The organism is Larkinella sp. (genome assembly GCF_965227735.1).
Classification (GTDB): Bacteria; Bacteroidota; Bacteroidia; order Cytophagales; family Spirosomataceae; genus Larkinella.
This window is the reverse complement of sequence record NZ_OZ245776.1, coordinates 7,491,377-7,503,786: the sequence shown is the minus strand read 5'-3', so window position 1 is coordinate 7,503,786 and position 12,410 is coordinate 7,491,377. Positions and strand designations below refer to the sequence as shown.

Genomic DNA, 12,410 nt, shown 5'->3' with positions numbered 1-12,410 from the left:
TATTGCAGTATACAACCTGCGAAATGCACCCGTAAAATGCCTGTAAAAGCCTTACTTTTCGACCTGGATGGGGTCATTGTCGATACTGCCATTTACCATTACCAAGCCTGGCGACGGATGGCCAACACGCTGGGATTCGATATTACGGAAGAATTTAATGAGCAATTGAAGGGCATCAGCCGCACCGAATCCCTGGAAATTATTCTGGCTCACGGCGGACTGACGGTTTCGGAAAATCATAAGCTGGCGCTGGCTACCCAGAAAAACGAGTGGTATCTGGAACTGATTTCACAGATGACACCCGCAGCCATTTTGCCCGGCGTAACGGATTTTTTCGTGGCCGTTAAAGCCGCCCACCTGAAAACCGCCCTCGGTTCGGTCAGTAAAAATGCCCGCCTGATTCTGGAACGCATCGGCATGATCGACGATTTCGATTCGATTATCGACGGCACCAAAATCAGCCGGGGCAAGCCCGATCCGGAGGTTTTTCTGAAAGGAGCCGCCGAACTCCACGTCCGGCCCGACGAATGTGTAGTTTTTGAAGATGCCGTAGCGGGTGTTGAAGCCGCCAAACGGGGCGGGATGCTGGCGGTTGGCATTGGCTTGCCATCAGTCTTGACCCAGGCCGATCTGGTGGTGCCGTCGCTGGCGCAATTGACGCTGGAGGAGGTCATCACCCTGTCAGCGGTCGAATGACCCTGACAGCGGTGATGACCTCCTCCAGGGCCGTCGCCCCTAACAGCGATTGAAACCCAATCAGCGGTCGAACTATGGCTCAACCGATCATAAATAAAAACCGCTGTCAGGGTCTATCGATCATGCGATGACCCGGCGCTGACAGGGTTCATAAATATGCAAAAAATAGAAACCGCCCACCAACTCCAGCAGCGGATCAAAATGGTTCTGGAAACCGTTGAGCGGGAATTTCGTCCGCTGTCCGACGAGCAACTGAACTGGAAACCCGACACCAAACGCTGGAGCATCACGCAGTGTTTGCAACACCTCAACCTGGCCGAACGGTTTTACATTCGGAATCTTCAGAAAAAAGTCGATGACCTCGGGCTCATCCAGACCAACCCAACCAACCAGCCACTGAAAAGCACGCTGGTCGGTCGGATGCTGCGCAAGGCCGTCGACCCAAACACCAGCCTGAAACTGCCGACGGTTTCGTTCATGACGCCCCGCCATGACCTCGACGCCCGTGATGTCATGCGGCAGTTTGTGGAATTGCAGGAACTCCTGCACGAATTGCTCGACAAGGCTCCCTATCTCGACTGGAATGAGGAAAAGATGATGACCCTCTTTGGCAACTGGCTTAAAATCAACGTCGGCGATGCGTTTCAGATGCTGGTGGCCCACACCGAGCGCCACCTCAACCAGGCCCTGCGGGTGAAACAGGAAGCCGCTGGTTTTCTGGCGAAATAAGTATATTTACGCCCAACCCACGATCCACAAACTACAACTACCTACTATTCAGTCTATTAACAGAACACGCTATCGAACGGGTGTTCTGCCATCTCGCTAAAAAAATCTTAACCCGGAATGAAACAGTACCTAAAGCACGACCCCTGGCTGATTGTTGAAGAAGATTTCCACCGTTCCTACAATGAAATTACCGAGAGTGTCATGAGCCTCGGGAACGGGCGCATGGGGCAACGGGGGAATTTTGAGGAGAATTTTTCGGGCAAAACCTTGCAGGGCAACTACGTCGCCGGGGTCTATTACCCCGACAAAACCCGGGTTGGCTGGTGGAAAAACGGGTATCCCGAGTACTTCGCCAAAGTGCTGAACGCGGCCAACTGGATCGGTATTTCCATCAACATCGAATACGAAACACTTGACCTGAACACCTGCGAAGTCCGCGATTTCCGACGGGTGCTGAACATGCAGGAAGGGTATCTCGAACGGTCATTTGTGGCTTTGCTGAAAAGTGGCAAAGAGCTTCAAGTCAGTTCGAAGCGGTTTTGCTCCATTGTCGACGACGAAGCCGGGGTGATCCGCTACAGCCTGACACCCCTGAATTTCGACGCCAAAATCACGATTGAACCCTACATCGACGGCAACATCCGCAACCGCGACTCCAACTACGACGAAACGTTCTGGGATGAAGTGCGGAAAGAAACCGGGTATGGGGAAGCCTTCATCGAACTGCGTACCCGAAAAACCGGCTTTCACGTTTGCACCGGCATGTCCATCGAAATTGAACAGGACAATGCCCGGATCGATTTTCAATCCCAGCCCATCCGGCAGGAAAAATACGTCGCCAACCGCATCACGCTGGAATGCCGACAGGGCCAGGAAACGGCAATTTATAAATACGCCGTCAACCTGTCGTCCCTGAATTACGATAGTGATACAGTCGTTTCGGAAGCCCGGAAATACCTGCAGCGGATTACCGGCAAAGGGTTCGACCGGATGTTGATCGAACAGCAGCAGGCCTGGGCCGACAAGTGGAAGATGAACGACATCACCATCGAAGGCGATGTTGCAGCCCAGCAGGGCATCCGGTTTTCGATTTTCCAACTCAACCAGACCTATACCGGCGAAGACGAACGGCTGAACATCGGCCCGAAAGGATTTACCGGGGAGAAATACGGCGGCTCGACCTATTGGGACACCGAAGCGTATTGCTTGCCGTTTTACCTCGCCACAGCCGACCAGAAAGTCAGCCGAAACCTGTTGCTCTACCGCTACAAGCACCTCGAAAAAGCCATTGAGAATGCCCGAAAACTGGGTTTCAAGGCTGGGGCTGCGCTGTATCCGATGGTGACGATGAACGGCGAGGAATGCCATAATGAGTGGGAAATCACGTTTGAGGAAATTCACCGCAACGGCGCCATCGCCTACGCCATTTACGATTACGTGCGGTATACGGGTGACGAGGACTATTTAACGGACTACGGCCTGGAAGTACTGGTTGCGATCAGCCGGTTCTGGAGCCAGCGCGTCAACTGGTCGGAGGCCAAACAGCAGTATGTGATGCTGGGCGTGACCGGGCCGAACGAATACGAAAACAACGTCAACAACAACTGGTATACGAGTTACCTGGCCGCCTGGACGTTGCGCTATACCACCGAAGTGGTTGGCCGGGTGAAGCAGCTTAACCTGGAGAAATTCAACGACTTGTGCGACCGGATTCATTTCCGGGAGGAGAAGGAAGTGGCCACGGCTCTCCATATCGCGAACAACATTCACCTCCCCTACGACGAAAACCGGCAGGTTTTCCTGCAACAGGAGTCGTTTCTGGATAAAGAACTGATGCCGGTGAGCGAGATTCCGAAAGGACAGCGGCCGTTGAACCAGCACTGGTCGTGGGACCGGATTCTGCGCTCGTGCTTCATCAAACAGGCCGACGTGTTGCAGGGACTTTATTTCTTCGAAGACGACTTCGACCGGGAGACATTGCGCCGGAATTTCGATTTCTACGAGCCGATGACCGTTCACGAATCATCCCTCTCGCCCTGCGTCCACTCGGTGCTGGCGTCGCAGTTGGGGCTGAAGGAAAAGGCGTATGAGATGTACCTGCGCACCGCCCGGCTGGACCTCGACGACTACAACAACGACACCGAGGACGGCTGCCACATCACCTCGATGGCGGGCACCTGGCTGGCGGTGGTGAAGGGTTTCGGCGGTTTCCGGATCAAGGATGAGCAGGTGATTCTGGATCCGCATTGCCCCGACAACTGGGCGTCGCTGGCGTTTAAAATCCGGTTTCGGGGAGCCTTGCTGGAAATCAAAGTGACGCAGTCTGACGTAAGCGTGCAGAACTTTTCGGACAAAACCGCTGAGGTTGTTTTGTTTGGCAGTTTGCTGGTTCTGGAGGGGAAAAGCCAGAAAACCGTGCCGCGATCGGCTGAGACTGAACCAGATGTGATCTAACGAATTGGGATTGATTCCTGCGCAGGAACCAACCCCAATTTTAAATTTTCGGATTTTGAACCCGAAAGTCAATTTATATTTCCACGTTCAGAGTTTAGTGCCGGTAGTGCGCCAGGGCTTCGGTAACGGAATGAACGTGGAGTTTTTCGTAGATTCGCTTGATGTGCGTCCGCACGGTTTCGATGCTGATGCCGGCTTCGCTGGCGATGAGTTTGTAGCTGAGTCCCTGGGCCAGCAGATCCAGGATTTCCTTTTCACGCGCCGTCAGCCGGGCCATTTCCGGGGTTTCTTTTCCGGATTGCAGTGAAACCAGCACCCGCCGGGCAATAACCGGCGACATGGGAGCCCCACCCTCGTAGACTTGCTGGATGGCGTTCAAAATTTCGGCTGGCGGTGTTTTCTTGAGCAAATAACCTGTCGCCCCGCCTTTCAACGCATCGAATACCGACTCATCGTCGTCAAAAACCGTGAGCATCAACACCTCGACGTGCGAAAACCGGGTCTGTAGTTTTTGAACGGCCTGAATGCCACTTTGCCCCGGCATACTGATGTCCATCAAAATCACATCCGGGCGAAGTTGCTCCACCTGTTGTTCAATGATCAGGGTGTCACCAAAAGCACCCACCGCTTCGTAGCCCTCGCTTCCCTCGATCAGGACTTCCAGCGCCCCACGCAGGGTAACATTGTCTTCGTAAATCAGTACACGGATGGAATCCATTCTCGAATGGGTAGACGTTTGCGAACAAAGTTAATCAGACAAATACTGATATGCTATCCCATATTCATGGGACAGAAGGCTTGGTATAAAACCGGAAGAATGCGTATACTCGCTGCGAATTTTACGAGTTTATTTCGAAGAAATAGTCCACTCCATGCATAAATTCCGTTGCTGTATCCCATTATCAAGTGGACTGTGCGTATTTTTCATTACGGGTTTTCTGGTATCACTTTCCTGCCAGTCGCCCAACCCAAAACAACTCAGCCCGGCTTTTTATTTCTGGCAAACCACCTACAACCCTTCCCCTACCGAACGTCAATTGCTCGATCAGCTTCAAATCCGGAAACTCTACCTCCGGTTTTTCGACGTAGACTGGGACCCGGCTACCCAATCGGCAGTTCCAAAAACCGTCGTCCGGTTTGCCCGGAAACCCGTTGGCCTGACCATCGTTCCGGTGGTGTTTATCACGAACCAGACGCTCCTTCGCAGTGATGCTTCGGCCATTCCGGGGCTGGCCGAAAACCTCTTTCGGAAAATCACCCAGATCTCCCGGCAAAATGGCCTTCGCAGTCCGGAAATTCAGTTGGATTGCGACTGGAGCGCGGGAAGCCGGGAGCGGTATTTTTTCCTGCTCCGGGAACTAAAAAACCGCTTCAAGGGTCCGGTTTCGGCCACCATCCGGCTACACCAGATCAAGTATCCGGAACAAACCGGACTGCCACCCGTCGACCGGGGCATGTTGATGTTTTACAATATGGCCGACTGGAAGCGCGCCGATACCCGCAACTCGATTTATGATCTGGATGTAGCCCGGCACTATACCGACTTTCTGGAACACTATCCCCTGCCGCTGGATGTGGTTCTGCCGCTGTTTCGCTGGACGGTGGTTTACCGCAACAACCGGTTTCTGAGCTTGCTCAACAACCTCGATTCCAAAACGCTGGCGAGGTGTTCCTTTTTGAAACCCGAAACCGAAAACCGCTTTGTCGCCACCCGCGACACCACCGCCCTCGGTTTTTCGATCCGCCGGGGTGATGTGTTCAGGGCCGAAGCTTGCCAAAACGACGATTTGACGGCAGGGAAGCAGCTTTTGCTATCGAAAATTCAAAATCAAAAACTTACATTTGCCCTCTATCATCTCGATTCTACCGTAACATCCTCCTACACCAATGCGTTTCTTCACTCTCTTGTCCGGTAAGCTCCGCAGCGCCCTGCTGTCGGCTGCCATCCTGATCGGCTTTGCCTGCGGCCCGAGTTAGTATGACATCAACGAGTTTATGAGTTTTTTCATGCCGGAAAGCAGCCAAACTTCCCTGCGTGACCAGATTTATCACTTTACGCCACAGCTCTACCGGTATGATGAGTATTTTGATACGGATGAAGATACGGTTGTAACGGACGAGAATGTGCTGGCGTGGAGAGCCTACAGCCGGGGCAAAGTGTCCGACAACGAGATTTCTGCCGCCCTCTACAGCCGCGAAAACCAGGCATCAAACGGGCTGGTTCGCTGGGCAACAGCCATCAACCCGGCGGCTTTGACCTACCTGAAACTGGCCTGGCAAGCCGAGGAAGCCGCCCCCCGTCCGGTCAATGCCTGGGAAGCGGATTCGGTTCGTCAGGACACCTCGGGGTCGGTGTTGCCGACGCTGCTGGGCGAAGCACGGGCCGGTTTTGAGTCCACCCAGGATCCGTTTTTGAAAGAACGTTACGCTTTTCAGGCCGTCAAACTGGCGGCTATGGCGAAGAACTATGCCCTGAGCCGCACACTTTATGACGACCTGGTTCGTCCGTTGTCCAAAAAAACGTTCCTGAGCGACTGGTCGTTGTGTCGTCATGCGGGGGCAACGATGGCGTTGGGTGATACGGCCCAGGCTTTGTATGAATTTGCGCAGGTTTTTGACCGCTGTCCGTCACGCCGTCGCGAAGCCGAAACCAGCCTGCGGATTTACGGCATCCGCTTTCGGAAAAAATCGCTGGATTTTTGCAAAAATGACCGCGAAAAAGCCGCCGTCTACGCTATTTGTGCCATTCAGCCGAAACAGGATGCCTTATCATTCCTGAAAGAAATGGCGAGCCTGAACCCCAAAAATCCGCTGATCGAGTTGGTAATGGCGCGGGAAATCAACCGGAATGAATACTTCTTCTTTCAGGACTCGTCGCCCATCAACGTCTATGATGACAAAACGCGGACGGACTCGCTCAATTTCGTGGACCGGAAAAAAGAAGCCCCCGATTATTTCCAGCAGCTTCGGGATTTTGCGCTACAGTCGGCGGGGAATACCCAATTGAGCAATCCGGCATTCTGGTACACGGCAACCGCGTACCTGGACTATCTGGCCAAAGCCTATCCTGATGCCAAAACCAACCTCGATCTGGCCGGTCAACAACCGACCACCAACCCGATGTTGAAAAAGCAGATCGCGCTGCAACAAATGCTTTTACTTACTGCCCAAACGGAGAGCCTTACGCCGGACGTTGAAAATCAGTTGATTGGCTACCTCGAACAGTTCGGCAACTCGACGAGCTTTCACATGACCAATGCGTTTGTCGAAACCTGCAAACAGTTGGCCCGGAAATACGGCTACGGAAAACCCGTTGAAAAAGAAGCGGGCGGCTGGCTGTCGGGTTGTTTTCGGTCCAAGTCAGGCCAGCCGGATGGCCCTTCGACCGCCAAAGCGTTTTTACTCACTGCCCTGACATCATCGCAACTCAACCGGAATGAGTTGTATTTTGACAGCCATTCCGATCTGTACGACATTGAAGATACGACCTCTTCCGCCGCGATCCGGAACGTCGTTCAGTTTGCGACCCAACCCAAACCTGCCGGGTTTGACCAACGGCTGTTGAAACTGACCGGTTTTACCAACGACGCGCTGTATCTGCTGTTGGGAAGACGGCTGCTGGCCGAAAACCAGTATGCTGAAGCCGCCGAAGCCTACGCAAACGTTTCGCCTAAAACCTGGAAAAGCGAACCTTTTACATCCTATTTCAACGAAAATCCGTTCGCCATCAATCTTCTGGGCAAACAGCGCGGAACAAAAACAGCCAACGCCTACACCCCGGTTTCATTCCTCAAAAAAATGGTCGCCCTGGAAACCCAGGCCAAAACCGCATCGGGTGATGCAGCCGCCAACCTATATTACCAACTGGGTTGCGGGGCGTATAATATGAGCTGGTTTGGCAATGCCTGGCTCCTGGTGCGGGCGCGTTGGAGCGGGGCCGAACCAGTTCTTTACCAGTATACCTACCGGCAGGTTCAACAGCCCCAACGGGATCGCGGGCTTCAATTGGTTGGCGAGCAGGATTATTATACCAATGTAACCGCCAAAGCTTTTTTCGAGAAGGCGATGACGGCCGCCCATAACCCCGAACTGGCTGCCAGGGCCTGCTTTATGGCCGCTCGCTGCGAACAAAATGCGTTCCGCACCCGCCAGGAAATTGAATATGCCAGACGCAATTACGCCATTGACCCCAAACCGTTCGATACCGAAATGAAAACCCTGCGTCGGGAGCAATACAGTGCCTCTCTGACTAAACTCGCCAAAGAATATGCGCAGACCCGGTTTCACAAAGAGATGATCCGGGAATGCGCGACCTATTCGGATTTTCTGGCCGGTAAATAACTCAGTTTTTCGAAAACCGCTCGCCAAAGTAGAAATTCAGGCCAACGGTCACAAAGCCCCATTTGTCAGGGCTGTTTTTCCCGTAATGGTTTCCCTCCGTAAATGCCGGGCCGGTGGCCTGCATCACCTGGTTGTTATCGTCCAGGGTGGCATCCAGTTTATCGGTACGGACGAGGTTGAGCCGGACATCCCCGAAAATACTCATCCGGCGCGAGAGGGCGGTTGCGCCCCGCAGCCCCACCAGCCAAACCAGTTCGTGGGTGCGTTTGACGCCAGCTTTCCCGCGCGCTTCAATTCCGTCGCGCGAGCGGTGGCTGCCCGCGCTGTTGGTCACCCGCTGCACCGTTCCGGTGGTCAGGTCAACGGCTTCTGCCCGGAAAAACACCAGACCGGCCCCGCCATAGGGCCGAAGTTCCACCAGCTTTTGCCCCTGCCTGAACCATTCCAGTATATCCACCGATACGGCACCGGCGACTTGAATAAACCGTGTTTTGGCACTGGAATGATAGTAGTCATCCTGCTGGGATTGCAACGTTCCCACATCGAAAGGCAATTCAACCGTTACGGTTTTTGTGATGGGAACCAGCAGCGAGGCCCCGGCGAACGGAGTCGATAGAGGGTCTTTCAGATCGCCGTATAACTGATTGAACCCGGCCCGAACCGCGAGGCTCGCAGGTTGCGAAGTCGTTTTTGGCGACGTTGATTTAGGTTGAGCGAAGGCCTGTAGCATGCTCAGGCTGAGTAGAAACAGACTAAAACCGGGGCGTAGTTCTCTTTTCATCCGTCAACAGGTTTATGTGTTTTCCTTAGACGTGAAACCGGTAAAAAAGTCATCTTAATTGCCTTCATTTGTAGTTTGAAGTGAAACCGATTACCAGGCTATGGCTACTTTCCCACCCGTTGACGCTGGTTTTGACAGTATTGCTCCTTTCTACGACGCCCTTTCCCGGCTGGTTTTCGGTGATTCACTTCGAAAAGCGCAGGCTCACTGGCTCGGATCGGTTCCTAAAAAAGCGATTATTCTTGTCCTGGGTGGCGGTTCGGGTTGGCTGTTGTCGCGCATCCTGGCGGTTTGCGATCCCCAAAATGTCCTCTACATCGATGCTTCGCCGGTGATGATTTCTTTGGCAAAGAAGGAAGTGAATAACGACAGTCGGGTCGACTTTCGGGTTGGAACCGAAACCGCCATTCGGCCCGGCGACCGTGTTCAGGTTCTCTTTACGCCGTTTGTGCTTGATCTGTTTTCGGAGGAACGGCTGCAAACCCAGATCCTGCCCCGGCTGCTGACCTGTTTAGACAACTACGGTTATTGGTTTTGCTGCGATTTCGTTCAACCGGTTTTGTGGTGGCAACGCCTGCTGCTCTGGGGCCAATACCGGTTTTTTCGCACGCTCAGCCGCATCGAAGCAAATCGACTGCCCAACTGGTTGACGCTGCTGAATGCACACCCCTCCCTGCACTTCGGTAAATCACAGCCTTATTTGGGAAGTATGGTTCTCAGTGGCTACTGGCAGAAAACCGCCGAGTAAGTCCGGTGCCATAATCGCATTGCTTTTTACAGAATTTCCACATAACCGTCCGTTCCATTCACCCGGATTCGCTGGCCGTCTTTGATCAACCGGGTTGCATTTTCCACCCCGACCACTGCCGGCAAACCATATTCCCGGGCAATCACGGCTCCGTGGGTCATCAGTCCGCCCACTTCGGTCACCAGGCCTTTGATAGACACAAACAAGGGTGTCCAGCTCGGGTCAGTAAAGGTCGTGACCAACACATCACCCGCTTCCAGATCCGCATCTTCCAGCTTGAAGACGACCCTTGCCCGCCCTTCGATCTGTCCGGAAGAAACCGCCAGCCCGGCCATCGCTTCGGTCGGAAGATTTTTCCGGCTGTACTGACCGGTGATGATTTCACCCTCAGATGTCATCACGCGCGGGGGCGTTTGTTTTTCGTGGATTTTATGCTCGTCTTTTCGTTGGCGGATGATTTGAAGGTCCAGGGTCTGCGTGCGTACGACTTCGCGAAGCTCTTCAAAAGTAAGGTAGTAGCTGTCTTCTTTTTCAGGAATGACCCCGGCTTGCACGAGTTTCTCGGCTTCCCGGAGGATTGCCTGTTTATATACGAAGTAGCGATTGACCAGACCATATTTGGGATATTCACGAAAGCCGATGAAATTCCGGAGCAGGCCGATCATTCGTCTGGTTTCCCGGGCTTTTCGTCTCCCGTCCGGTAATGCCATCAATCGTTCCAACAATTCCCGTTCTTTTTCCATCGCTTCCTGCCGCCCCTGCTCAAACTTCTGCCTGGCGGCTCCGGGTTCAACATTTTTAATGTTTGCGAGGAGGATGGGTACAAGTTGAGCCGGTTTTTCGCTCCAACGGGCCTTCGAAATATCGATTTCACCGACACAACGCATACCGTATCGGGTAAGGAAAACCTCGATTGCCTTGCGGATTTCCTGCCCCCCTTCAACATTCACCAGCTCATCCAAAAAGTGCTCGTCTTTTACCCCTTGTAAAAACGCAATGACTTCGGGATACGGACGAATCACATCGGCAACATTCAACAGGGCCAGTCCCATTTCCGACGTAATATTGTGAGATACGGATTGGGTGAGCACATCTGCTGCGTTTTTCTCGCCCAGCCACTTCTCCATTTTTTTGTTGATCCAGGCCGTAGCGTAGAGGGCAATCTTGATCACCTCCAAACTTAGCGGACTAAACAACATCTGTCTTAATTGCGGAATATCTTCCCGAATGAAATCGAATAAGGCGGTTCCTGATTTCGCCTGGATAGCTTGCTTCAACGCAGCCATAGAGGTTTCACTTTGTAGGATGAGATCAGGAACGAGAGCCGGTTTGTTTTCGAATGACGCCAGATAACGCCACGAAAGGTTGTTGTCGATAAATCCCGTGGCCGGTATTTTCCCATTCGGTACCGGTTTGATAAAGTCTTTTCGCCCGGCGATGGTCAACAGGGCGTCTTTGATGAGCAGGTCGCCTTGTCCAAAGGTTTCGATCAACTTCTTTCGGCTGTCCGGTGCAGCGAGGTGCGGTGTGACGTCCACAAACAACCTTCCGCCCGCTTGATGCATGACAGCACGGGTCGTTAACTGGAAAAAAGAAATTCCCAGGGGTTTTAAGGCATCGGTCATCATTTGATTATGACCGACCGATACATAGACGCGCGGGTCGGGCCCGGCATTTCCGGGCTCATTTGCTTCCGGAATCGGAAACAGCGTGGTGATGGGCCTGCTCTGAAACACAAACAATGTATCATCAGCCCATCCCCATTCGATGTCCTGAGGACAACCAAAGTGGGCTTCGATTTTCCGGCCCACACGCTCAAGTTGCAAAATCTGTTCCTCGGTCAGCGCCTGCCGGTTCTGACGGCTGGATTCCACCTCCATTTCCTGCGTTCCGCCCGATTTTACGGCATAAACCGCCCGCTTCTTGGAGGAAATCTTTCTGGCAATCACCTTGCCCGCACGAACTTTATAATGGTCGGCATTGACCAGGCCGGAAACCAGCGACTCACCCAATCCGAAGCTGGCATCAATCGACACCACCTTCCGGTTGGCGGAAACCGGGTCAGCCGTAAACAGAATTCCGGCGACATCCGGAAAAATCATTTTCTGAATCACCACCGATAAATAGACTTTTCGATGGTCGAATCCATTTTGCAGCCGGTACGTAACAGCCCGCTCGGTATACAGCGATGCCCAGCAGCGACTGATCGATTTCAGAATGGCGGCCTTGCCAACGGTATTCAGATAACTATCGTGTTGTCCGGCAAACGAGGCCGTTGGCAGGTCTTCCGCCGTAGCGCTAGATCGAACGGCGTACGCATGTTCTTCACCAAGTTTTTGAAGCTGGCGGGCAATCTCCTTTTCGATCCCGGTCGGAATCGCGGTTTCTTCGATCACCTTCCGGATTTTTGCACTGATTTCGCTTATTTCTACCCGGTTATCTACTTTCAGCAGGGCTAATTGATCGAGCAATGTCTTCAACGTTTCGCTTTGGCCGATACTATCTTTATAAGCTTCCGTCGTCACACAAAAACCCTCCGGCACCTGCACTTCCTCCATCCGCGACAATTCTCCCAGACTCCCCCCTTTGCCCCCAACCACGGCAAGCATTTTCCGGTCAATATTCTGAAAATCAAGCAGGTATTCACTTGCGTTCTTCATC

At 53.1% G+C, this 12,410-nt stretch carries 9 protein-coding genes; 6 read left to right on the top strand and 3 right to left on the bottom strand.

Annotation, left to right across the window (positions count from 1 at the left end):
• The first annotated feature begins 36 nt into the window (after nt 1-36).
• From pgmB to ACO064_RS29735, 3 genes are all read left to right on the top strand, one after another.
• The gene (pgmB, locus tag ACO064_RS29745; RefSeq protein WP_421830805.1) at nt 37-696 is read left to right on the top strand and encodes a beta-phosphoglucomutase; all 660 of its coding nucleotides are present in this window, start codon (nt 37-39) and stop codon (nt 694-696) included.
• A gap of 156 nt (nt 697-852) precedes the next feature.
• Nucleotides 853-1,425, top strand: coding sequence for a DinB family protein (locus ACO064_RS29740; protein WP_421830804.1), 573 nt, complete (start codon nt 853-855; stop codon nt 1,423-1,425).
• A 117-nt stretch (nt 1,426-1,542) separates the two neighbouring features.
• On the top strand, nt 1,543-3,879 hold the full coding sequence (locus tag ACO064_RS29735) for a glycoside hydrolase family 65 protein (RefSeq protein WP_421830803.1): 2,337 nt from the start codon (nt 1,543-1,545) through the stop codon (nt 3,877-3,879).
• Between the two features lie 94 nt (nt 3,880-3,973).
• Here ACO064_RS29735 and ACO064_RS29730 read toward each other — a convergent pair whose 3' ends face one another.
• Nucleotides 3,974-4,597 carry a response regulator gene (locus ACO064_RS29730; RefSeq protein WP_421830802.1) on the bottom strand — a complete coding sequence of 208 codons (624 nt, stop codon included), beginning with the start codon at nt 4,595-4,597 and terminating at the stop codon, nt 3,974-3,976.
• 154 nt (nt 4,598-4,751) lie between these two features.
• Between ACO064_RS29730 and ACO064_RS29725 the strand changes: the two genes are divergently transcribed.
• Both ACO064_RS29725 and ACO064_RS29720 read left to right on the top strand, forming a co-directional pair.
• Nucleotides 4,752-5,795, top strand: coding sequence for a hypothetical protein (locus ACO064_RS29725; RefSeq protein WP_421830801.1), 1,044 nt, complete (start codon nt 4,752-4,754; stop codon nt 5,793-5,795).
• A gap of 79 nt (nt 5,796-5,874) precedes the next feature.
• Complete coding sequence (locus ACO064_RS29720) at nt 5,875-8,220, top strand: hypothetical protein (RefSeq protein WP_421830800.1); 2,346 nt, start codon at nt 5,875-5,877, stop codon at nt 8,218-8,220.
• A 1-nt stretch (nt 8,221) separates the two neighbouring features.
• Here ACO064_RS29720 and ACO064_RS29715 read toward each other — a convergent pair whose 3' ends face one another.
• Complete coding sequence (locus tag ACO064_RS29715; protein ID WP_421830799.1) at nt 8,222-9,001, bottom strand: hypothetical protein; 780 nt, start codon at nt 8,999-9,001, stop codon at nt 8,222-8,224.
• A 100-nt stretch (nt 9,002-9,101) separates the two neighbouring features.
• Between ACO064_RS29715 and ACO064_RS29710 the strand changes: the two genes are divergently transcribed.
• Entirely contained in the window at nt 9,102-9,749 is a 648-nt protein-coding gene (locus tag ACO064_RS29710) for a class I SAM-dependent methyltransferase (protein WP_421830798.1), read from the top strand.
• Nucleotides 9,750-9,775: 26 nt separating this feature from the next.
• On the opposite strand, the gene ppsA is transcribed toward ACO064_RS29710, so the two are convergent.
• Nucleotides 9,776-12,409 (bottom strand): phosphoenolpyruvate synthase, encoded by a 2,634-nt coding sequence (ppsA, locus tag ACO064_RS29705; RefSeq protein WP_421830797.1) that lies wholly within the window; start codon nt 12,407-12,409, stop codon nt 9,776-9,778.
• Between the last annotated feature and the right edge of the window lies 1 nt (nt 12,410).